This is a genomic window from uncultured Microbacterium sp. (assembly GCF_937927635.1).
GTDB lineage: Bacteria > Actinomycetota > Actinomycetes > Actinomycetales > Microbacteriaceae > Microbacterium.
Genome location: NZ_CALBRW010000025.1, coordinates 1 through 21,716 on the forward strand (window position 1 = coordinate 1; position 21,716 = coordinate 21,716).

The following is a 21,716-nucleotide window of genomic DNA, read 5'->3' on the forward strand; positions in this document are numbered from 1 at the left end:
GACCGTCGCCCTGGCGGCGTGACTACAACCTGTCACCTATCCGTGCAGCAGTCCCCTTCGACGGCTGGAATCAGTAGACAATGAGCGCTCCTCTCCATGTCGATCAGCGGCATGATCAGCAACAGGCCACAGCCGGATAAAACCGGTACCAAGTCCATCTTTGACCTTCCCCCTTAGGGCAAGGTCAAGTCACGAGTTTCGCTTCAGCGACACGCTGTAACGGAAGGCCTCAACCTCAGCTGATCGGTGGATCGAGGGTAAACAAGCGATCCCTTGCCTGTACTGGCATTGTCGCGATTCTTGCCATCGCTGCCTTGACCGGCGGAGCATTCGATCGCATTTCTGGTGGGGAACCAGCTCCAACAACATCCATCCTGGAAGGAGCGAAGTACGTACCGGCGGTGGTGGTGACGGTGATGGGTCGTGAGCTCGACGAGGCTTCCGGTAGCCTGCAATCCATCCAGCGGGTCGCATCCCTGATCCGCCACCCGTCTGGTGCAGGGGCCGGACGGAGATTTGATGCCCGTTCCGGCCCCAATCTGCTTAGCGGTCGCGATCGATCGTTCGGTCGGGCTTGCCCTTCGTCTCGGCGCGCGGCGACTTAGGCCGGGTGCCCCGGATCGCCTCGCCCGCGTGACGGGCTTGGTCGACGTCGGCCTGCTTCCATGCGGCCGCGTCAGCCGTGCAGCGGGACGCAATGCGCACCTGTCCATTAGGAAACCCTTCTGATGAGACAGGAGCATCCCGATGCGAACCAAAGAATCCCTGTGGGGCTTCTTCGCCAGCGACCCGCAGTTGTCCTTCAACGAGGACGGTGAGGCGCGGTTGTTCGCCTGGATCGGTCAGGAGCAGTTCGAGCGCAACCCGGACGGCTCGTTCACCCAGGGCGAGACGAAGTTCTACCCGTTCAAGATGTTCCGGCGCAGCGCGGAGCACGCCTACGAGAAGTTCGCGCGCGGCGACAACTTCGTCGCCAGCGGCCACGTCCAGAAGTTCAGCTACGAGAAGAATGGTGAGACGGTCAGCGGCGAGGAGTTCATCGCCACGCACATCGGCCCCGATGCTGCCCGGACGAGCTACGCCGTCGACCGTGGCCGCTCGCGCTCGCAGCAAGTCGAGAGCGTCCCCATCGAAGCGCCCGACCCGACCCTCCCGCAGCAGACGTCGCCCCGTCCGATGACGCTGTGAGGCCGAGTCATGACCATCGAGGAAACGTTGTTCCCGCCCGATGACCCCGACTTCGACGTGCCTCCGCTCGAAGAACCGGAGCCCGACCCGGTAACGACTTCGCCGAGGCCGGCCAAGGAGCAGGAGCCCGAGGCGAAGGACACACCGGAGCCGCCGCGCCCGGTGAACTGGAACATCCTGACCGCGGCCGAGGCGCAGGTGGAGTGGCTGGAGCTGAACGCCTTCGTGAACTGGCTGCGCCACGAGTTCGGGCTGAGCGTGAACGTCGTGCCGCCGTATTGGCACCGGCATCCGGAGCTGGTGTGGCCGCTGTCGGCGCTGCGCCAGCACTACCTGAATGCCTACGACAAGAAGCAGCACGGCTCGGCACCGTTCGGCTGGTGGCGAGATTTCTGGGCCTTCATGCCGCAGCTTCGGGACGCGGTGACCGCGTGCGGCACGAAGCTCAACACGGATCGCCCGACGCGGCAGGCGGTGTGGCCGGGCGAGGACGAGCGCCCCGCTCCCGTGGAGACGGTGATCCCCAACCGGGACGCCGACTTCACGCAGTTCGTCAAGGAGGACGTGGCGCGCAGGCAGGCGATCGAGGACGAGTTCTACGCCCACCTCGCGGCGGAGCAGTAGGGCGCGGGCGGTGACGGCGAATGGCGCGGCAGCGATCCCGGAAGCCCTGGCCGGGGCAACTGGAGTTCGATCTGTGGGGGCTCGACGAGCCTGCGGCCGACGCCGCGCTCACCGCCGCTCGGGAGGCTGGGGCAGCTGATGAACAAGTACGGGCAGATGGCGCTGTCGCATTGGCAGGCGACGGCCCTGAGCCGGGTGGCGGAACTGAACGATCCCGCGGCGTTCTTCGAGGCGATGGGCCTGGAGATGCAGGCGCAGGTGACGAACCTCGCGTCAATGCTGGCGGGGAGCGACCGGCAGGGGGAGACTTTCTTGCAGAAGGTCGCCCGGCTGACAGCGGCCCGGAGGCAGGCGGAGGAGGTCGTGATGTCGCAACTGGCGTGGATCACCGACCCGAGCCTGCCGCTGGATCAGGCGCGGGAGGAATGGGAGCAGACCCGGCCATCCGACGAGAACCTGATCCTCTGGGCGGAGCGGATGCAGGACTGCCCGGATTCGATGCCCTCCTCCGTGGAGCTGGAGGAACTGGCGAAGAAGTGGGCGCTCAGCGTCGAGTTCCTGCTGGAGCTCGTGGCGACGGAGCCCCCGCGGGAGTACATGCGGGCGAATCAGGCGGCGCTCGCCGAGGCGGCGACGATCCGCTTCTTCCGCGAACTGCGGTAGCGCCTCGCTTCGTCCCCGCCTCCCAGGACGACCTCGGCCCCTCGGGGGCGAAGGCCCGGTATCGGGCGAACGTGGAGGCGATCCAGCTCATCCACGATCTGAACTCGACGGGTCGCCCCGCGTCCCCGGATGGTCAGCGCGTGCTCGCCCGCTGGTCGAGCTGGGGTGCGATCCCCGAGGTGTTCGATGACCTCAAGCCGGAGTGGGATGCCGAGCGCACCGAACTGCGCGAGCTGCTGAGCGACGACGAGTGGGAGGCCGCGGAGCGGACGACCATCAACGCGCATTACACCGACCCGATGATCGCCCGGCAGGTGTGGCGACTGCTGGACGGGCTGGGGTTCAGCGGAGGCGCGGTCCTGGAGCCCGGCTCCGGGGCGGGCACGTTCATCGGCCTCGCGCCGGAGTCGGCACAGATGACCGGGGTGGAACTCGATCCGCTGACGGCGGCGATCTGCGCCGAGCTGTACCCGCACGCGACCGTCCGCGCCGAGTCCTTCGCCGACACCCGACTGCCTGAAGGACACTTCGACGCCGCCATCGGCAACGTGCCGTTCAGCAGCGTCACCCTGCACGACCCGCTGCACAACGCGACCCGGCAGTCGATGCACAACCACTTCATCATCAAGTCGCTGCGCCTGACGCGGCCCGGCGGACTCGTCGCGGTGTTGACCTCGCACTTCACGATGGACGCGCAGAACCCCGGCGCGCGGCGGGAGATGAACGAGCTGGCCGACCTCGTGGGCGCAATCCGCCTGCCCACCGGGGCGCACCGCCGCGCCGCGGGGACGGAGGTGGTGACCGACCTGCTCGTGTTCCGGCGGCGACCGGACGGCGAGCAGATGCGCGACGACGCCTGGGAGACGGTTGCGCAGGTGCCCATCGACGGCGAGCCGATGAGGATCAACCGCTACTTCGATGAGCATCCGGAGCAGATGCTCGGGGAGGTCGGCGTCGGCCACGGGATGTATGACGCGGCCACGCTCACCATCACGACCGGTCTGGCCGACTTGGAGGCGGAACTCGGGGTCGCCGTCGACCAGATCGTGTTCTCCGCGCGCCGGGCCGGGCTGACGATGACCGAGCGCACCGCCGAGCAGCAGGCGCGCCGGGCGGCGTTCACCCCGTCGGCGCCGGAGCTGTGGGACGGCAGCATCGTGGCGAGCGATAGCGGCGGCTTCCGCACCGTTGTCTCCGGCTCGCTGGAGCCGCTTGCGGTGCCGAAGTCCGCCGAGCGCGAGCTACGCGCCCTGCTGCGTCTGCGGGACGGGGCATCCCGCCTGCTGACCGCGGAAGCTGCGAGCGTGGACGATACGCCTGACATCGTGCTCACCCGCACGACGCTGCGCCGTGACTACCTGAAGTACGTCGGCACCTATGGGGCGCTGAACCGCTACACGCTGCGCCCCACCGGGCGCACGAACGAGGACGGCGAGGAGACCTTCGCGCGCATCGTGCCGACCCCGATCCGGCTGCTGCGCTCCGACCCGTTCGGCCCCCTGGTACTCGCGCTGGAACAGTTCGACGACGAGGATCAGTCCGCGTCGCCCGCCGCGATCATGAGTCACCGCGTGGTGGTGCCGCGCGCCGAGGTACAGGGTGTCGACAGCCCGGCCGACGCCATCGCGGTCAGCCTCGACCGCACCGGCCGCATCGACATCACCCTCGTCGCCGACCTGCTCGGCATGAACGACCGCGAGGCGCGCGAGGCGCTGGGAACGCTCGTGTTCGCCGATCCGGTCACGAACGAGCTCATCCACGCGCCGGAGTATCTGTCGGGCGACGTGCGGGTCAAGCTCGAAGCGGCACGGCTCCGCGCCGAGGACGACCCGGAGTTCCAGATCAACGTCAATGCGCTCGCTGAGGTGTTGCCCGCGCCGCTGGGCATCCAGGACATCCACGCGAAGCTCGGCGCGGTCTGGATCAGCGCCGACGTGCACGAGCAGTTCCTGCGGAGCACGCTGCGCGCGCCCGACGTTCGCGTGGAGAACCCGCTGCCAGGCATGTGGGAGGTTCGCGGCGGTCGGCAGGGGCTGCCCTCCACCTCGGAATGGGGCACGCCCCGCCGCCCCGCGCCGGACATCGCCCAGGCCGTCATGGAGCAGCGGACGATGCTCGTATACGACGAGGAGAAGGACATCGACGGCAAGGTGCGTCGCGTGCTCAACCCCGTCGAGACCGCCGCAGCGCAGGAGAAGGCCGACGCCCTCCAAGAGCGGTTCAGCGAGTGGGTGTGGGAACACCCGGCCCGCGCACAAGCACTCGTGGACGAGTACAACCGGCGCTTCAACTCCATCGTGCTTCGCGACTACACGGATGCCGGGGCGTATCTGTCGTTGCCCGGCCTGGCGTCGAACTTCGAGCCGCGCACGCACCAGCGAGCCGCTGTCGCGCGCATGGTGTCCGAGCCTGCCGCGGGCCTGTTCCACGAGGTCGGCGCGGGCAAGACCGCGGAAATGATCATGGGCGCGATGGAGATGCGCCGGATGGGGCTCATCAGCAAGCCCGTCGTGGTCGTGCCGAATCACATGCTGGAGCAGTTCGGGCGCGAGTGGCTCCAGATCTACCCGCGCGCCCGTGTGCTCGCGGCGTCGAGCCTCGACCTCACGGCAGACAAGCGGCGGCTGTTCGTCGCCCGCGCCGCCGCGAACGAGTGGGACGCGATCATCGTCACCCAGGGCGCGTTCGCCAAGATTCCGCTGCGCGCCGAGACGCAGGCACAGTACATCCGCGGGCAGGTCGAGGACGTGCGGCAAGTGCTGGGCGAGGCTACCGGCGAGCAGCGGATGAGCGTCAAGCGCATCCAGCGCAAGCTCCTGGCGATGGAGAACAAGCTCAAGGAGCGCACCGATACCGACCGCGACCACGGCGTCTGCTTCGAGGACACCGGCATCGACTACGTCATCGTCGATGAGATGCACATGTACAAGAACCTCGCCACGGAGTCGAACATCCGCGACGCCGCCATCGAGGGTTCGGATCGCGCGAGCGACCTGCACATGAAGCTCGAATACCTTCGCTCGGCAGGACGCGAGCGGGTCGTGACCGCGGCGACCGCGACGCCCATCTCGAACTCGATCACCGAAACCTATGTCATGCAGCGATACCTGCGGCCCGACGTGCTGGAGTCGGCGGGCGTCGGCGCGTTCGATGCGTGGGCGGCGACGTTCGGCGAGCTGGTCACGCAAATGGAGATCTCGCCGACCGGCAGCACCTTCCGAATGAAGACCCGCTTCGCCCGGTTCCAGAACGGGCAGGAGCTGCTTCGGATGTGGTCGGTGTTCGCCGACGTGAAGACCGCCGACGACCTCGACCTGCCCGTGCCCGCGCTCGTGCAGCGCGACGACGGCAGCCGTGCGCCCTCCACCGTCCCGGTGCAGCCGACCGTCGAGCTGGAGCAGTACGTCGCCTCCCTCGCCGAGCGCGCCGAGAAGGTCGCCACTCGCCAGGTGCGGCCCGACGAGGACAACATGCTCCTGATCGCCACCGACGGGCGCAAGGCCGCGCTCGACATCCGCATGGTCATCCCCCGCGACTCGTCCGGGCCGAGCAAGGTCGACGTCGCCGCCGACGCGATCCACCGCATCTGGGAGCGCACCCGCGACAACGAATACCTCGACACGCTGACCGGGCAGCCCTCCGCGGTGCGCGGGTCGCTCCAGCTCGTGTTCTCCGATATCGGCACTCCGAACCAGGACAGGTGGAACGCCTACGACGAGTTGCGGCAGCAGCTCGTGCAGCGCGGCATCTCCGCCGAACAGGTCAGGTACATGCACGAGGCGAAGACCGACGTGGAGAAGGCCCGCCTGTTCGCCGCGGCCCGTGCCGGCCACGTCGCCGTGCTCATCGGATCGACGGAGAAGATGGGCGTCGGCACGAACGTCCAGGCCCGCGCCATCGCGCTGCACCATCTGGACTGCCCGTGGCGGCCCTCCGACATCGCGCAGCGCGACGGGCGCATCATGCGGCAGGGCAACCAGAACGAGGAAGTGGCGATCATCCGCTACGTCACCGAGCGTTCCTTCGACTCCTACATGTGGCAGACCGTCGAGCGGAAGGCCGCGTCGTTCGCGCAGCTCCTGCGCGGAAAGATCAACGCCGGCGAGATCGAGGAGATCGACACCTCCGCGCTGTCCGCAGCCGAGGCCAAGGCCATCGCCTCCGGCAACCCGCTCCTGCTGGAGCACTCCGTCATCCTCAACGAGGTGAACCGGCTGCGCCGCTTGCAGCGCGCGCATGAGCGCAACGAGGACATGCTCGTCCACACCGGCAACCGCGCCCGGTCATCCGCCGAACGCGCAGCATCAGACATTCGTGCGCTGGAAGCCGCCGCCGCGCGGATGACCGACACGAGCGGCGACAGGTTCCGCATCACGCTCGGCGCGCGCGACTACGACTCCCGCTCCGAAGCCGCCCACGCCCTCGCCGCGTGGATGGGCGACTCCGGGCTGAAGTGGCTGCCGCGGTACGGGCACAAGGACTTCGGGATCATCGGCCGCATCTCCGGCTTCGACATCCACGTCGAGGCCCGCTCCGGGCTCGCCGCCCTCGATGTGACCGTATCCCTGCCCGAGGTGCCCCGCTCGGGATTCACGATGCCGAAGGAGTCGTTCCTGGAGGCCGGGCTCGGACTCGTGCAGCGCATCGAGAACCGCGTCAGCGGCATCCCCTCCCTCCTCGACCAGGCCCGCGAAGACCTGGAAGAAGCAGAGCAGACCGTCGCCGACACCCAGCAGCGCCTCGGCCAGCCCTTCCGCCACGCTCAGACCCTCGCCGACGCCGAGGAAGACCTCGCCCGCGTCGAGTCCCAGCTCGCCGCGATGCAGGACGAACCGGCACCCGAGCCTGCCGCGCCAGACTCTGAGCGCGTCGAGCTGACAGTCGAGGCCGTGCGCGCCTACGAGCCGAACCTCGGGTCGCGGGAGGGTGCGGGTCGTGAGCCCGCGGCCCCGTTCGTCCCCGCGCCGCCCCCTGCTGCGCCGCCGGGCAACGCCCCGCGGCTTTAGGTCAGCGGCACTCCGGGCCGAGCCCGTCGATGATCGCGGCGGGGTCGGCGATGATTTGCTCGCAACGCAGGCAGCGCGCGCCGCGGAAGATCACCTCCGGTTCGCGGTGGATGCCTTGCTCGGGCCCGACCTCATAGAGGTCCGCGTGTGCGGCGAACAGGCGCGGGTGGTTCTTGGCGATGGCGGCGTGGAATTGCGCGGGCGTGGTCGGCGGGTTGAGCTGACGCTCGACGAACAGGTCGATCACCGTCGAGTAGGCATCGCGGGTGAGCCGCGCGGCGAGGAACAGATCGGGGTTCGCCGCCGAGATGCCGACGCTAGCAAGATCGTCCAGCCCGTAATCGTCCACATCCTCGGTGACCAGGAAGCGCGCGCCCGCGGCCGCAGCATCGGCAAGGATCTGCCGATCCGCGCCCTTCGTGCCTCCGAAGCGTTCCGCACCCGTGCCGGTCGGCCCGAGCAAGACGTCGAATCGCTCCCGGACACTCGACGGCGGCAACACCCTCGGACGCATGTGCACCTGGGCTTCCCGCTCGGCAGCCCGGCTCCAGAAGGCACGGAAGCCGCTCGGCACCCCGCCGACGACCAGCAGAGTCCGAGTGACGGGCTTAGCGATGATGTTCGCGTCCAGGAGAACGCGCGTCAGCTCACTGATCGCCGAAGAGGTCGTCACGGAGTTCATCGCGCGTCAGCTCCACGAGGTCGCCCATCGTCTTGCGCCAGTACCGCTCGAACTCCTCGTAGGGGATGCGATTGCGATTGCCGACCTTGACCGCGCGAATCTCCCCCGCCTTGATCTTCCGCGAGATGGTGGGACGAGACACGCCCATCGCGTCGGCGACCTGCTCGGGGGTCATCATGCGGCGCTTCGCCGTCAGCGTCACCGTCTCCCCATCGGCTGCCGCCTGCTGCACATACGCGGCGACCTGCTCCAGCCAAGCCGGGCGCGCCCCGGCGCTGGAGCGCACATCCTCCGGGTTGATCGTCAAGCTCGTCATAGTCATGACCTAATCCTATCTCCACCTGCACACTCTGGACAATACAAGTGTTCATACGGCATCCCCTTCTTGAGCCCTACAGTTCATGCGTCGATGCCCGCGAACGCCTCGTCGAGCGCGTCAGCCGCAATCTCGACGATGAGGTCGGGACGCTTCGCGTAGTGCCCTTCCGTGATGTCGGTACTGCTGTGCCCGAGCAGGTCGCGTGCGACCTCGACGCCAGCCGTGTCCGATACCGCGGCAGCGACGGCCTTGCGGAGACTGCGGAAGGTGAGGTGCTCGGCGTCGACCCCGATAGCCAGCAGTTCCGGCTCGAACTCGCGGCGGAACATCCTGAGCAACTCGCCGACGGCGCTGGGGTCGCGCGGACGGCCGCGCTCGGTCGTGAACAGCACGTCGTCTGGATTCCGTTCGGGGTCGGGAACGTGGCTCACCACGAGTTCGCTCAGTACCTTCGCCGCGAACTTCGGCACGCGAACCCAACGCTTCTGCCGCTCCGCCTTGGGTGAGTCCTGACGGAACAGGCCGCGGGACTTGGTGCGCACCATCGTCCCGCCGACCCAGACGAGCGCCTCCATCGTGAGGCTTCCATCCGGTTGTTCCACCGCCTCGAACCGCACGTCCTGGAACCGGATCGCAATCGGTTCCGCTGTCCTCTCGGAGGTGCCGAGCGTGATGAGGATGTAGTCAGCGAGCAGCTTGTAGTTGGGCCGTCGGCCCACCGGATACCGCTTCCGGTGCCGCTCGGGCCACACCTCGCGGATGAGGTGGAGGATGTACTTGACCTGCACCGCGTCGAGTTCGAAGTACACCGTGTCCGGCTCGTCCGCTCGCCTGGTCGCGCGGATCGGGTTCGCCACGACGACCGCTCCGTACCGCGTGTTCTGTATCGACCCGGCAGCCGAGAAGTGCCCCTGCTGGATCGCCCAGTCGAACATGAGCGACATCACGTTCCGAACCTTGTTCGCGGTCGTCACCGACTTCTCCCGTGCGATGTCCATGAGCAGCCCATCAGCACGGTCGGCGGTGACGTCGGCGATGGGGATGGCCCCGGCGCGCGGGATGACATGCGCGCGCACCACCGAGGCGTAGCCATCGACGGTCTGCTCACGGCGCTGGCGCAGCACCCGCGGATCGTCGTCGTGGTACGCCGTCTTCAGCCACGTCGTCGCCAGCTCAGCGACCGTCATGAGCTGTGTTCGTCGCGCCAGGACTCGACCGACGGCGACATCAGCCGCTTCCTGCAACGCGGTCAGAGCCTCAGCCTCTGTCGCTCCGCTGCCGCTGGGACGACGCTCTTGCCCGTTGCCGTCATAGACTCGCGCTCGCGCGATGACCAGGCCGTTCGGCTCGACGGTGTAGGTTACTTTGCCGAGTTCGCCGAGCGCGCGCTTCGGCCGCGCCATCAGTCGCCCGCCCTATCCGTCGGGGCCACGATCCGCCGCGCGATGAACGCCTCGACATCCTCATCGCGGTAGCGGACGTTGTGCGACGAGAGTGCGACGAACGGCAACCCGAGACCTCGGCTGCGCGCACGCTCCGTCCGCCAGTCAGCGAGCGTCCTGATCGGGATGCCCGTGTACTCTGCAAGCTCCTGCGGAGTCCAGAGGCGGGGGCGGTTGTCGCTCATACCAATGAGGTAGGCGGCACCACCCGCAGACCTCCAGCGACCCCCGTAGGACGGCCAAGAATCGAGTAAACGGACGGGTTCTCGGACAGCCGCAGCAGCGACCCCACTCATGCTCACCATTGCACTTCCCTGTGTTTGCAGGGAAGTGTGAGCCTGCGGAACCCCCTCCGGTTCTCAGATCCTCAAGCCGAGCTGTACTACGGCTGCTGATCACAGCATCCGCCACTGAGGGCTCGGGATCCGCACTGCGGAGCCCGAGCCCTCAGCCGTAGAACTGCTTCTCGAACACTCTCCTGGCCCGGCGCGTCACCCGCAGGTACTCCTCCTCGAGCAGCATGGCGCCGCGATCCGGGTAGCCCAGCAGGCGACCCACGCCGTCCAGCTCTCGATGCTCCATGGGGAGCACGTCACTGGTCCGCCCGGTCAGCAGCGTCATCGCCGAGCGCAGTCTGCTGGCCAGCAGCCAGGCGCTGCGCAGCTGCTCGGCGCCGTCGGCGGGGAGCAGGTCGGCCAGCACAGCGGCGTCCAGCGCCTGCAGCGTGGACGTGGTGCGCAGATCCGGCACACGGTGGCCGTACTGCAGCTGCAGCACCTGCACCATCCACTCCACGTCGCTCAGCGTGCCAGGGCCGAGCTTGAGGTGCCGGCGCGGATCGACTCCCTGCGGCAGCCGCTCCCCCTCCACGCGTGCCTTGATGCGCTTGATCTCGCGCACGTCCTGCGCGGAGATCTGCTCCGGGAAGCGGATGCTGTCAGCCAGCGCCATGAACTTCGCGATGAGCTTCTGGCTGCCGGCGATCCCCCGAGCTCGCAGCAGCGCCTGCGCCTCCCACGACAGCGACCAGCGCCGGTAGTACTGCGTGTACGCCTCCAGCGTGCGCACGATGGCTCCGTTGCGGCCCTCCGGCCGCAGGTCGGCGTCCAGGTCCAGCGGCAGCCGATGATCCGTCAGGTGCTCGCGCAGCCCTGCGACGATCTTGGACGCCAGCTGCTGCGCGCGCTGCGGCTCGACCCCGTTGGGGTCGTAGACGAACAGCACGTCGGCATCCGATCCGAAGCCCAACTCGGCCCCGCCGAAGCGCCCCATCGCGATGATGGAGAAGTCCAGCGCGTCGTCCTCCTCCGGAACGACCTCGCGGTACACCGCGCGCAGCGCCGCCTGGATCGTGGCCTCGGTGATCTCGCTGATGGCGCGGGCCATCTCGTCGACGCCGATGTGGTCCAGCACCGCGCCCATGGCCGTGCGCAGCAGCTCGCGGCGGCGCAGCGCCCGCACGGCCTTCAGCGCGCCGGTGATGGTGGTGTGCCGCGTCTGGATCGCGCGGGCCTCTTCGTCGAGCGCTGCGCCGCCACGCGGACGCAGGGCGCCAGGGCTGTCCAGCCACGCCACCGACTCGGGGATCCACTCCATGAGCTCGCCGATGTACCGCGAGCTCGACAGCACCCGAGTGAGACGCTCGGCGGCGCCCGACGAGTCGCGCAGCATCCGCAGGAACCAGTGCGTGTCGCCCAGCCGTTCGCTGATCCGACGGAACGCGATCAGGCCGTAGTCCGGATCGGTGCCGTCGGCGAACCAGCGCAGCATGACCGGCATCAGGTAGCGCTGGATCGCGGCCTTGCGACTGATCCCCGAGGTGAGTGCGGCGATGTGCCGCAGCGCCCCCTCGGGATCGCGGAAGCCGATGGCGGCCAGGCGGTCCGCGGCCTGGCCCGTGGTCAGCTGGCGCTCCTCGGCCGGCAGCGACGCGACGGCGGCCAGCAGCGGCCGGTAGAACAGCCGCACGTGCTGCTCGCGCACCTCACGCCGCACGCCGTCCCACAGCGCGCGCAGAGCGGATGCCGAGTCCGCCAGCCCCGTGGCGCGGGCCAGACGCCGCATGCCCTCGTCATCGCGCGGCATGAGGTGAGTGCGGCTGAGCTCGTGCAGCTGCAGGCGGTGCTCCAGCAGGCGCAGCAGCCGATACTGCTCGGCGAACGACGCGGCCTCGACCCGGCCGATGTATCCGCCGTCGGCCAGCGCCTGCAGCGACTCCAGCGTGCCGCGGGTGCGCAGGGTCTCGTCGCTCACGCCGTGCACGAGCTGCAGCAGCTGCACGGTGAACTCGATGTCGCGCAGTCCGCCAGGGCCGAGCTTGAGCTGGTACGGCACATCCTCGGGCGGGATGTTGGCCGTCACGCGCTCGCGCATGCGCTGGACGCTGTCGACGAAGTCCGACCTCTCCGAGCTGGTCCACACCCGCGGCTGAAGCGCCGCGATGTAGTCGGCGCCCAGGGCGGCGTCCCCCGCCAGCGGGCGCGCCTTCAGCAGCGCCTGGAACTCCCAGCTCTTCGCCCACCGGTCGTAGTACGCCACGTGCGAGGGCAGGGAGCGCACCAGGGCTCCCTGCTTGCCTTCGGGTCGCAGGGCGGCATCCACCTCCCACAGCGGCGGCTCGGTGTCGATGCCGTCCAGCGCGCGCATGGTCTCCCGCGCGAGCCGCGTGGCGATGTCGATGGCCCGCGACTCGCCGACGATCGTCTCGTCGGCCGTGCCTCCGACGAAGATCACGTCCACGTCGCTGAGGTAGTTCAGTTCGCGCGCGCCGGTCTTGCCCATCCCGATGATCGCGAGGCGGGTCGCGGCGACCTCGGTGCGCGGGATGCCGGCATCCGCCACCTCGGTGCGGGCGACGGCGAGAGCCGCCTCCAGCGCGGCCGACGCGGCATCCGCAAGCGCCGCGGAGACGTCGGAGATGATCTCGACGGGGTTCTCGGATGCCGTGTCCGCCGCCACGATGCCGACCAGGCAGCGCCGGTAGGCGACACGCAGCGCCAGCGTCGCATCCTTCGCACGAGCGAAGCCGTCCTGCGCGTCGACCGCCGCCAGCAGGCCCTCCCGCAGTTCATCGGCAGTGGGGAGGACGGTGCGCCGCAGCACCTCGGCATCCAGCTGCTCGGGGCGCCGCGCGAAGAAGTCGGCGATGCCGGAGGAGACGCCCAGCACCCGCCACATCGCTGCACGGGCCTGCGGATCCCGCAGCACGGCGGCGGCTCGCGCCGGATCGCGGCGGGCGACCTGCAGGATGCCGGCGACGGCGGCATCCGGGTCCGCGGCCACCAGGTCCTCCGCCAGCTCCGTGCGCTCCAGGCCGGTCAGCTCGGCGAGCTCGGTCAGCCCGGCCGATGCTGCGGTGAGCTCGACGAAGCCGAGCCTGGCCAGCGCCGACAGCGAGACGGACGCATCAGGTCGAGCCATCAGGACGACTCAGAGCAGCCCGAGGTTGTTCTGCAGCTCGAACGGGGTGACCTGCCCGCGGTAGGCCTCCCAGTCCTTGCGCTTGTTCAGCAGCACGTAGTTGAAGACCTCCTCGCCGAGCGTCTCGGCCACCAGCTCGGAGTCCTGCATGTACTCCAGCGCGTGGTCCAGGCTGGCCGGCAGGGGCGCATAGCCCAGCGCGCGGCGCTCGGAATCGCTGAGCGACCAGACGTTGTCCTCGGCCTCCGGAGGCAGCTCGTACTCCTCCTCGATGCCCTTCAGCCCCGCGGCCAGCATGAGCGCGTACGACAGGTAGGGGTTGGCCGCCGAGTCCAGACCGCGGTACTCGATGCGGGTGGACTGCATCTTGTTGGGCTTGTACATCGGCACGCGGATCAGGGCCGAGCGGTTGGCGTGCCCCCAGGTGACGAAGCTCGGCGCCTCGTCGCCGCCCCACAGCCGCTTGTACGAGTTGACGAACTGGTTGGTGACCGCGGCGATCTCGTTGGCGTGCCGCAGCAGGCCCGCGATGAAGCGCCGCCCGGTGAGCGAGAGCTGATACTCCGCCCCGGCCTCATGGAAGGCGTTCACGTCGCCCTCGAACAGCGACAGATGCGTGTGCATGCCGCTGCCGGGGTGGTTGTTCAGGGGCTTCGGCATGAACGTGGCGTACACGCCCTGCTCGATGGCCACCTCCTTCACCACGGTGCGGAAGGTCATGATGTTGTCGGCCGTGGTCAGGGCGTCGGCGTAGCGCAGGTCGATCTCGTTCTGACCGGGACCGCCCTCGTGGTGGCTGTACTCCACCGAGATGCCCAGGTCCTCCAGCATCCGCACGGCACTGCGGCGGAAGTCGTGCGCGGTGCCGCCGGGCACGTTGTCGAAATAGCCCGCGGAGTCCACCGGTACCGGGCCGTCCGGTCCGACCTCGGCCGACTTGAGCAGGTAGAACTCGATCTCGGGATGCGTGTAGAACGTGAACCCGGCGTCCGCGGCCTTCGCGAGGGACCGGCGCAGCACGTGCCGCGGGTCGGAGACCGCCGGACGGCCGTCAGGGGTGGTCAGGTCGCAGAACATGCGCGCGGTGGGGTCGACCTCGCCGCGCCACGGCAGGATCTGGAAGGTGGTGGGGTCCGGCTGCGCGAGCAGGTCGGACTCGAAGGTGCGGGTGAGGCCCTCGATGGCGGAGCCGTCGAAGCCGATCCCCTCGGCGAACGCGCCCTCGACCTCGGCCGGCGCGATGGCGACCGACTTGAGCGTCCCGATGACGTCCGTGAACCACAGGCGCACGAACTTCACGCCGCGCTCCTCGATGGTGCGCAGCACGAAGTCGCGCTGCTTGTCCATGCTCATTCGTCGTCTCCGGCATCCGACAGACTCGAGGACCCCCAGGCGTCGTCGGCGGCATCGTCCTCCGCCCAGGCGCGCGAGCGCTCGCGCAGCTTCTCCGGGGCGTTCTTCGCCTCTTCGGCGGTGTCGAACGGGCCCACCCGGTCGACCGCGGCCGACAGCATGCCGAATTCCACCTCGTGCGTGCTGAGGTTGTACCAGTACTTCTCGTCGCCGTCGGCCATGTCAGCTCCTTCGTCGGGATCTGTCACGATCCTAATCGCGAACCCGCGTTTGGATAGGCTGTTCGGCATGGCACAGCAGGCAATCGGCGTCGACATCGGCGGCACCGGCATCAAAGCAGGAATCGTCAACCTCGAGCACGGCACGCTCGACTCGGATCGCGTGCGCATCCCGACGCCGAAGGGCGCGCACCCCGCTGACGTGCTGGAGACCGTGCGCGAGGTGCTGGACAAGCTGGGCGTCGCGGATTCGGATCTGCCCCTGGGTGTCGCCTTCCCCGCGATCGTGAAGCGCGGCAGGACGCTGTCGGCCGCCAACGTCTCCAAGGATTGGGTCGACTTCGAGGCCGAGAAGTTCTTCGAGGACGGCCTGGGCCGGCACATCACCTTCGTCAACGACGCGGATGCGGCCGGCGTCGCCGAGGCTCGGCACGGCGCGGCGCGGGACGTCGAGGGCCTCACGATCCTCACCACGCTGGGCACCGGCATCGGCTCCGCGTTCCTGTACGACGGCGTGCTCGTGCCGAACACCGAACTCGGGCACCTGGACCGCAAGGGCGAGTCCATCGAACGGTGGGCGGCGTCCTCGGCGATGGAGCGCGAGAACCTCTCATGGGAGGACTGGGCGGCGCGCCTGCAGGAGTTCTACAGCCAGGTGGAGTTCCTGTTCAGCCCCGACCTGTTCGTGGTCGGCGGCGGGGTCTCCAAGAACCCCGAGAAGTTCATCCCGCTGCTGGAGCTGAAGACCCCGATCATCAACGCGGTGCACCGCAACAACTCCGGCATCATCGGCGCCGCATCCCTGGCATCCGACTGAGCCCTGCGTTCGACGCAGACGACAGAAGGCCCCGATCGGCGATCGGGGCCTTCTTCGTGTTCGAGGCGAGCGGGCCGGCCTGTACGCCGGGTTCTGTTCAGGAGCTCGCGCTCCCTTGACGGCCATCTCTCTCGACGACACGTTGCCGTGCCGTTCCAGCAACCTACCCGAGGACTCGGCGGGCCGCGTCATCATCCTCTGTCTGGTCTTGCTCCGGGCGAGGTTTACCTGGCGGGACATGTCACCATGTCCCCCGGTGGTCTCTTACACCACCCTTTCACCCTTACCCCCGAAGGGGCGGTCTGCTCTCTGTGGCACTGTCTCGCGGATCTCTCCGGGTGGGTGTTACCCACCGCCCTGCCCTGCGGAGCCCGGACGTTCCTCGGTGCGCTCTCGCGCCACGCGACCGTCCGGCCGACCCGCTCGCCCTACGATTCTACGGGGTCGGCTCACTTGCCCGCGTCGTCGCTGATGTGCAGATCCAGTGGCACGTCGATCTCGAATCCGGGGAACAGCCGCGCCGTGGCGGCGCGCGCGGCGCCCCGCACGATCGCCGCGACCTCCTCCGCCTGCTCGGCCGGGCAGTGCACGATCACCTCGTCGTGCAGGAAGAACGCCAGGTGCGCCCGCGTCGCGAAGACGGGTCCGGATGCCGGAGCAGGAGCGGATGCCGGAGGCAGCCCCATCAGGCGATGCCGGATCTCCGCCATCCACAGCAGCGCCCACTCCGCAGCCGTCCCCTGCACCACGAAGTTGCGGGTGAACCTGCCGCGGTCCCTGGCCCTGCTGCGCGCCCTGGACTCGTCGGCGCCTCCCGCATCCGGCCCGCCGGCATCGGACTGCACGCTGCGCCAGGCGTCCGACGGCCGAGGCGAGCTGCGGCCCAGCAGAGTGCTGACCACGCCGCCCTCCTCACCGGTGCGCGCCGCGGCGTCGACGGCCCTCATCGCACGCGGGAACACCGAGCGAAGCCGGGGTGCCAGTCGTCCGCTCTCCCCCGTCGTCGCGCCGTACATGGCTCCGAGCACCGCGTACTTGGCCTCCTGCCTGGTGGCCACCGCGCCGGAGCGCACGACTCCCTCGTACAGGTCGGCGCCCTGTGCCGCGGCGGCCATCGCCCGGTCCTGTGACATCGCCGCCAGCACGCGCGGCTCCAGCTGCGCCACATCCGCGTCGACGAAGCGCCAGCCCGGGTCGGCGTGCACGGCCGCGCGCAACTGCCGCGGGATCTGCAGTGCGCCGCCTCCTGACGACGCCCAGCGCCCCGTCACGACGCCGCCGGTGAGGTAGATCGGGCGGAACCTGTCGCCGTGCACCCACTCGTCCAGCCAGGCCCAGCCGTTGGCCGCGAACAGCCGGGCCAGCTTCTTGTACTCCAGCAGCGGCTCCACGACCGGGTGATCGACCTCGGAGAGCTCCCACTTCGAGGTCGAGGGCACGAACACGCCCACGCGATGCAGCGCACGCAGCAGCCGCGGCGGGCTGTCGGGGTTGAGGTCGGGGTCATCGAGATGCTGCGCGATCTGTGCGGCCAGAGCCGCCATCCGCGCCGGGCGCGCCCCGCGCAGCGGCTTGGGTCCGAGCGTCTCCCCGAGGATGCGCTCGTGGATGGCGGTGCTCCATGGCAGCCCCGCGGCGGTCATCTCCTCGGCGATCAGGGCCCCCGTGGACTCCGCCGCGCACAGCAGCTCCAGACGGGCATCCGGCGCCCTCTCCAGCGCCGCGCGCTGCGCGCGCCACTGCGCCAGCACCTCGTCGTAGGTGTCGCCGCGCAGCGCGACCGATGCGGACACCTCGAACAGCCCGGGTTGGGCGGGCTCGCTCTCGACGACGTCCGTGCGCAGCCACAGTCCGGATGCAGGCAGGGGGCGAGCCAGCGATGCCGTGTCGCGCAGGATCGCATGGCACAGCACCAGGTCGTGTGCGCGGCGCAGGCGGACGCCGGCGGCCAGCAGCGGCGGGTAGAACGTGCGCAGCGTACGCAGGGTCCAGCGTGGCGACAGCCGCTCCTCCAGCTCGCGGACGCGGTGCGGGAGCTCCTCGTCGCTGACGCGCTCAGGCGCTGCCTGCGCCGTCGCGTCGTCCAGCACCGCCAGCATCCAGCCGTGCCCGTCCGTCGCACGGCCGACGACGGCGTGCGGAGGCGAGGATGCCGACGTCGCGGGCTGCGTCACGGCATCCTGCCCCACGGCGTCACAGTCCGGATTCCTCCGTGCGCACCAGGATCGCCCCGCACTCCGGGCAGGAGACGACATCGTCGGGTGCGGCTCTGCGGATCTCGGTCAGGTCGATTCCGGAGAGCACCATCCGGCAGCCCTCGCACACGCCGCGACGCAGCAGCCCCACGCCGATCCCGCCCCGTGCGGAGCGCCGCTCGAACTCGGCCAGCAGATCGGCTGCCACGGTGCCCGCCAGTGCCGCGCGGTCACGAGTGAGCTGCTCGCTCTCGGTGGCGGCGTCGGCCATCGCGGCCTTGGCTGCGCGAGTGAGGTCGGCGCCCTCCGCCTGCGTCAGGTCGATGAGAGCCTGCTGCGCGTCGACGGCGGCCTGCGCCTCCTCCACGCGTCCCATGACCTCGAGCTGGGTGTCCTCCAGCGTCGAGATGCGCCGGCCGAGGCTGGAGATCTCGTTCTCGAGCGCCTGCGCCTGCTTGGGGTCGGCGGTCGCCGTGAGGCGCTCGCCGTCGCGGTCGCGCCGCTGCACGGCCAGGGTCACGTCGGACTCCAGTCGACCCAGCTCCGCCTGCGCGCCCTCCAGCACTCCGGTCAGCGAGGTCAGCTCGGCGAGCTGCTCCTTGCGCAATCCGGCGAGCTCGTTGATGCGGGCGCCCTGGGCCGGCTGCGTGCGGGCCCGCTCGGCCTGCTGGAGACGACGGTCCAGCTCGGCGATCTCGATCAGGGAGCGCTGATTCTCGGGAGAGGCTTTCACGCGTTCAAATCTACTGGCAACCACCGACTTCGGCGACGGGCGAGGCCGTTGCGGCGTGAGGGTGGCGGCCCACCGCACGACGGCGGACCCACTGGCAACGACCGACTTCGGCGACGGGCGGCGCGTAGGCTGGCGGCACGTCGCATCCGAGGAGATCCCATGGCATCCACGCCCCTGTTCACCGCGCACAACGGATTCGCCCTTCCTGCCGTCGGGCTGGGCACCTACCGCCTGTACGGGCAGGCGGGGGCGGATGCCGTCGCCGAGGGCATCCGCCGTGGATACCGGCTGGTGGACACGGCGTTCAATTATGAGAACGAGGGTTCAGTCGGCGCGGGCGTGGCAGCCTCCGGCGTCGACCGCTCGGAGATCATCGTCACCACCAAGCTGCCCGGCCGGCACCACGCCGCGCAGAAGGCGCGCTCCAGCATCGAGGAGAGCCGGTTCCGTCTCGGGCTGGATGCCACCGACCTGCACCTGATCCACTGGCCGAACCCGAGCGTCGATCTCTACGGCGAGGCCTGGCGGGCACTCGTCGAGGCGCAGGAGCGCGGCACGGTGCGGCAGATCGGCGTGTCGAACTTCCTGCCCGAGCACCTGGACCGCATCGAGCGCGAGACCGGCATCCGGCCCGTCGCGAACCAGATCGAAGTGCACCCGTACTTCCCGCAGACCGACGCGGTGCGCCTGCACGCCGAGCGGGGCATCCTCACCATCGCGTGGAGCCCGCTGGGCCGTGCCAGGGATATCATGCAGGAGCCGGTCATCGTGGAGATCGCCGCCGCCCACGGGATCACCCCCGCGCAGACGGTGATCGCCTGGCATGTCGCGCGCGGCACGGTGTCGATTCCCAAGGCGTCGTCCGCGGAGCACCAGAGCGCGAACCTCGCGGCGGCATCCATCGCACTGGAGGCCGCCGAGGTCGACGCCATCACGGCGCTCGGACGCCCCGACGGCCGGCTCTTCGACGCGGATCCCGCCACGCACGAGGAGATGTGAGCCGCACCGCCCGCGCCGCCGGAATGCCGGATCCGCTCGGGAGCCTCTCGTATACTGACCCGGATGTCTGAGCACACTGATCCCGCGGCGTCCCCTGCGCCGGCCACTCGCGCCGACGCCCGCCGCAAGGCGGGGAACGGCGCCGATATCAGCCGAGCTCTGGATCGTCACGACCGGCGCATCGGATGGATGGACCTGCTGCGCGGATCGTCCATCATCCTCGTGATCCTGCTGCACAGCACCGAGATCGTGACGGCTCGCGTCGGCGACGTGCCCGCGTTCTTCGAGTTCCTCAGCAACTTCTTCGCGCCGTTCCGGATGCCGATGCTGATGTTCCTGTCCGGGCTGCTGGTCGCCGGCTCCCTGCATGCGCCGACGGGCAAGTACGTGTGGGGCAAGGTGCGCCGCATCGTCTGGCCGATCGTGGTGTGGACCTTCATCTACGCCGCCGGTCAGTACGTGGTGGGCAAGGGCGAGTTCATGCCCTGGGAGTGGGGCTTCTGGAACACCTACCTGTGGTTCATGCAGTTCATCTTCGCGTACTACATCCTGGCGCTGCTGATGAAGTGGGTGCCGATCTGGGTGCTGTTCGGGGTTCCGTTCGTGCTGATGTTCATCGTGTCCCCCGACCTCGTGCTGCTGCAGCGCTTCTTCTACCTGATGCCGTTCTTCTTCCTGGGCGCGTTCATAGAGAAGCACTGGGACCAGTTCGCCCGGCTGCTCAGCGTGCGCTGGGCCGCGGTGCTCTCCGTCATCCCGCTGGGCCTCGGGCTGTTCTCGGGCCTGGTGGATCCGCTGTGGTACGTGCCACTGTCGGTGGTGCCGGCGCTGCTGGGCATCATGATCCTGGTGCGACTGACGGCCGTCGCGCCCAACGTGCGCTGGCTGGCGCCGGTGCGCTTCGTGGGCCAGTACTCGCTGATCTACTACGTGTCCCACTACCCCGTCTTCGCGGCGCTGGGATGGCTCGCGCTGAAGGCAGGCATCACGAACTCCAGCGCGGCGCTCGTGGTGGTGTTCATCGTGACGATGGGAGTCGCCACCGTGTTCGCCCTGCTGGGCAGGCGGATGCCGGTGAGCCTGCTCTTCGAGCTGCCGCGGCGCATGTGGCCGGCCAGGAACGCCGCGCTGGCCTGAATGAGCCTCGTCGAATACGCCGCGATCCTGGGCGCGGGAATCCTGGCAGGGATCATCAACGTCGTGGCGGGCGCGGGCACGCTGATCACCTTTCCGACCCTGCTCGCGCTGGGCGTCCCACCCGTCGTCGGGAACGTCTCGAACACCGTGGGCCTGGTCCCGGCCTCGGTCACCGGAGCCTTCGGCTACCGGCGTGAACTGCGCGGGCAGTGGCGCGCCGTCGCGGTCATGGCGGCGTTCTCGGCTGTCGGCGGCATCATCGGCGGCATCCTGCTGCTCGCGCTGCCGGCGACGAGCTTCTCGTTCATCGTCCCGTTCCTGCTCGTCATCGCCGCCGTGATGGCCGCCGTCCAGCCGCGCGTGGCCAGGTACGTCCGCCGCAATGCCGCCGCTCACGAGCAGGCCGACGACAGCACGAGGGCAGTCGCCTTCGGTCTGATCCTCGGTGTGCTGGCCACCGGCGTGTACGGAGGATACTTCGGCGCCGCCCAGGGCGTCGTGCTGCTCGCGCTGCTCGGCATCCTGTGGTCGACGGACATGAACCGTGCGAACGGCGCCAAGAACGTGCTGGCAGGCACCGCCAACGTCGTCTCCGCGATCATCTTCATCTCGAGCGGCACCGTCGATTGGCGCATCGCCGTGCTCGTCGGCATCGGCTCCGCGATCGGCGGGCTGATCGGCGCGCGGATCGGCCGCCGCCTTCCGGCGCCCGTGCTGCGTGCGATCCTCGTCATCGTGGCACTCACCGCGGCGGTGATCCTCTTCATCGGATAGGCGCACGGCCAGGTGCATGGTGGGCCCTGCCGGGATCGAACCGACGACATCCACGGTGTAAACGTGGCGCTCTACCAGCTGAGCTAAAGGCCCTGGCCGCGCAAGTCTACCGGGCGGCCGCCGACCGCTCCGAATGCGGCATCCGA

At 69.2% G+C, this 21,716-nt stretch carries 17 protein-coding genes, 1 tRNA gene and 1 other RNA gene; 8 read left to right on the forward strand and 11 right to left on the reverse strand.

The window, feature by feature from the left end; translation table 11 throughout:
• Positions 1–747: 747 nt before the first annotated feature.
• From Q0568_RS12170 to Q0568_RS12185, 4 genes are all read left to right on the forward strand, one after another.
• Entirely contained in the window at positions 748–1,188 is a 441-nt protein-coding gene (locus Q0568_RS12170) for a single-stranded DNA-binding protein (RefSeq protein ID WP_298866870.1), read from the forward strand.
• A gap of 9 nt (positions 1,189–1,197) precedes the next feature.
• Complete coding sequence (locus Q0568_RS12175; protein WP_298866872.1) at positions 1,198–1,812, forward strand: hypothetical protein; 615 nt, start codon at positions 1,198–1,200, stop codon at positions 1,810–1,812.
• Between the two features lie 138 nt (positions 1,813–1,950).
• Complete coding sequence (locus tag Q0568_RS12180) at positions 1,951–2,475, forward strand: hypothetical protein (RefSeq protein ID WP_298866876.1); 525 nt, start codon at positions 1,951–1,953, stop codon at positions 2,473–2,475.
• Positions 2,476–2,546: 71 nt separating this feature from the next.
• On the forward strand, positions 2,547–7,481 hold the full coding sequence (locus Q0568_RS12185) for an SNF2-related protein (protein WP_298866878.1): 4,935 nt from the start codon (positions 2,547–2,549) through the stop codon (positions 7,479–7,481).
• Position 7,482: 1 nt separating this feature from the next.
• Here the strand turns inward: Q0568_RS12185 and Q0568_RS12190 are convergent, their stop codons facing one another.
• From Q0568_RS12190 to Q0568_RS12220, 7 genes are all read right to left on the reverse strand, one after another.
• On the reverse strand, positions 7,483–8,163 hold the full coding sequence (locus Q0568_RS12190; RefSeq protein ID WP_298866880.1) for a hypothetical protein: 681 nt from the start codon (positions 8,161–8,163) through the stop codon (positions 7,483–7,485).
• Complete coding sequence (locus Q0568_RS12195) at positions 8,129–8,485, reverse strand: helix-turn-helix domain-containing protein (RefSeq protein WP_100810625.1); 357 nt, start codon at positions 8,483–8,485, stop codon at positions 8,129–8,131. Before Q0568_RS12195 ends, Q0568_RS12190 begins: the two co-directional genes overlap by 35 nt.
• Positions 8,486–8,562: 77 nt before the next feature.
• Positions 8,563–9,669, reverse strand: a complete 1,107-nt coding sequence (locus Q0568_RS12200; protein ID WP_298866885.1) for a tyrosine-type recombinase/integrase — start codon at positions 9,667–9,669, stop codon at positions 8,563–8,565.
• A gap of 215 nt (positions 9,670–9,884) precedes the next feature.
• Positions 9,885–10,109 carry a helix-turn-helix domain-containing protein gene (locus Q0568_RS12205; protein ID WP_100810623.1) on the reverse strand — a complete coding sequence of 75 codons (225 nt, stop codon included), beginning with the start codon at positions 10,107–10,109 and terminating at the stop codon, positions 9,885–9,887.
• Between the two features lie 262 nt (positions 10,110–10,371).
• Positions 10,372–13,344, reverse strand: a complete 2,973-nt coding sequence (locus tag Q0568_RS12210) for a bifunctional [glutamine synthetase] adenylyltransferase/[glutamine synthetase]-adenylyl-L-tyrosine phosphorylase (RefSeq protein WP_298866888.1) — start codon at positions 13,342–13,344, stop codon at positions 10,372–10,374.
• Positions 13,345–13,353: 9 nt separating this feature from the next.
• Positions 13,354–14,691, reverse strand: coding sequence for a glutamine synthetase family protein (locus Q0568_RS12215; RefSeq protein WP_298867282.1), 1,338 nt, complete (start codon positions 14,689–14,691; stop codon positions 13,354–13,356).
• Positions 14,692–14,693: 2 nt separating this feature from the next.
• On the reverse strand, positions 14,694–14,945 hold the full coding sequence (locus Q0568_RS12220) for an SPOR domain-containing protein (RefSeq protein WP_298866890.1): 252 nt from the start codon (positions 14,943–14,945) through the stop codon (positions 14,694–14,696).
• A gap of 40 nt (positions 14,946–14,985) precedes the next feature.
• Here Q0568_RS12220 and ppgK point away from each other — a divergent pair, with 40 nt between their 5' ends.
• Positions 14,986–15,732, forward strand: coding sequence for a polyphosphate--glucose phosphotransferase (gene ppgK / locus Q0568_RS12225; RefSeq protein ID WP_298866892.1), 747 nt, complete (start codon positions 14,986–14,988; stop codon positions 15,730–15,732).
• 66 nt (positions 15,733–15,798) lie between these two features.
• Here ppgK and rnpB read toward each other — a convergent pair.
• The 3 genes from rnpB to Q0568_RS12240 all read right to left on the reverse strand — a co-directional run bounded on the left by rnpB (position 15,799) and on the right by Q0568_RS12240 (position 18,660).
• Positions 15,799–16,154, reverse strand: an RNA gene (gene rnpB / locus Q0568_RS12230) — RNase P RNA component class A.
• A gap of 27 nt (positions 16,155–16,181) precedes the next feature.
• Complete coding sequence (locus Q0568_RS12235; protein WP_298866894.1) at positions 16,182–17,906, reverse strand: bifunctional 3'-5' exonuclease/DNA polymerase; 1,725 nt, start codon at positions 17,904–17,906, stop codon at positions 16,182–16,184.
• 19 nt (positions 17,907–17,925) lie between these two features.
• On the reverse strand, positions 17,926–18,660 hold the full coding sequence (locus Q0568_RS12240) for a C4-type zinc ribbon domain-containing protein (RefSeq protein ID WP_298866896.1): 735 nt from the start codon (positions 18,658–18,660) through the stop codon (positions 17,926–17,928).
• Between the two features lie 159 nt (positions 18,661–18,819).
• Between Q0568_RS12240 and Q0568_RS12245 the strand changes: the two genes are divergently transcribed.
• From Q0568_RS12245 to Q0568_RS12255, 3 genes are all read left to right on the forward strand, one after another.
• The gene (locus tag Q0568_RS12245; protein ID WP_298866898.1) at positions 18,820–19,659 is read left to right on the forward strand and encodes an aldo/keto reductase; all 840 of its coding nucleotides are present in this window, start codon (positions 18,820–18,822) and stop codon (positions 19,657–19,659) included.
• A gap of 63 nt (positions 19,660–19,722) precedes the next feature.
• Positions 19,723–20,796 (forward strand): acyltransferase, encoded by a 1,074-nt coding sequence (locus Q0568_RS12250; protein WP_298866900.1) that lies wholly within the window; start codon positions 19,723–19,725, stop codon positions 20,794–20,796.
• The gene (locus tag Q0568_RS12255) at positions 20,797–21,570 is read left to right on the forward strand and encodes a sulfite exporter TauE/SafE family protein (RefSeq protein ID WP_298866901.1); all 774 of its coding nucleotides are present in this window, start codon (positions 20,797–20,799) and stop codon (positions 21,568–21,570) included.
• Positions 21,571–21,587: 17 nt separating this feature from the next.
• Here Q0568_RS12255 and Q0568_RS12260 read toward each other — a convergent pair.
• Positions 21,588–21,663 (reverse strand) — tRNA-Val (locus Q0568_RS12260).
• Positions 21,664–21,716: the final 53 nt, after the last annotated feature.

Coding starts and splice junctions, on each gene's coding strand:
- Q0568_RS12170 (WP_298866870.1), top strand. CDS start 748: ATGCGAACCAAAGAATCCCTGTGGGGCTTCTTCGCCAGCGACCCGCAG.
- Q0568_RS12175 (WP_298866872.1), top strand. CDS start 1,198: ATGACCATCGAGGAAACGTTGTTCCCGCCCGATGACCCCGACTTCGAC.
- Q0568_RS12180 (WP_298866876.1), top strand. CDS start 1,951: ATGAACAAGTACGGGCAGATGGCGCTGTCGCATTGGCAGGCGACGGCC.
- Q0568_RS12190 (WP_298866880.1), bottom strand. CDS start 8,163: ATGAACTCCGTGACGACCTCTTCGGCGATCAGTGAGCTGACGCGCGTT.
- Q0568_RS12195 (WP_100810625.1), bottom strand. CDS start 8,485: ATGACTATGACGAGCTTGACGATCAACCCGGAGGATGTGCGCTCCAGC.
- Q0568_RS12200 (WP_298866885.1), bottom strand. CDS start 9,669: ATGACGGTCGCTGAGCTGGCGACGACGTGGCTGAAGACGGCGTACCAC.
- Q0568_RS12205 (WP_100810623.1), bottom strand. CDS start 10,109: ATGAGCGACAACCGCCCCCGCCTCTGGACTCCGCAGGAGCTTGCAGAG.
- Q0568_RS12210 (WP_298866888.1), bottom strand. CDS start 13,344: ATGGCTCGACCTGATGCGTCCGTCTCGCTGTCGGCGCTGGCCAGGCTC.
- Q0568_RS12215 (WP_298867282.1), bottom strand. CDS start 14,691: ATGGACAAGCAGCGCGACTTCGTGCTGCGCACCATCGAGGAGCGCGGC.
- ppgK (WP_298866892.1), top strand. CDS start 14,986: ATGGCACAGCAGGCAATCGGCGTCGACATCGGCGGCACCGGCATCAAA.
- Q0568_RS12245 (WP_298866898.1), top strand. CDS start 18,820: ATGGCATCCACGCCCCTGTTCACCGCGCACAACGGATTCGCCCTTCCT.
- Q0568_RS12250 (WP_298866900.1), top strand. CDS start 19,723: ATGTCTGAGCACACTGATCCCGCGGCGTCCCCTGCGCCGGCCACTCGC.
- Q0568_RS12255 (WP_298866901.1), top strand. CDS start 20,797: ATGAGCCTCGTCGAATACGCCGCGATCCTGGGCGCGGGAATCCTGGCA.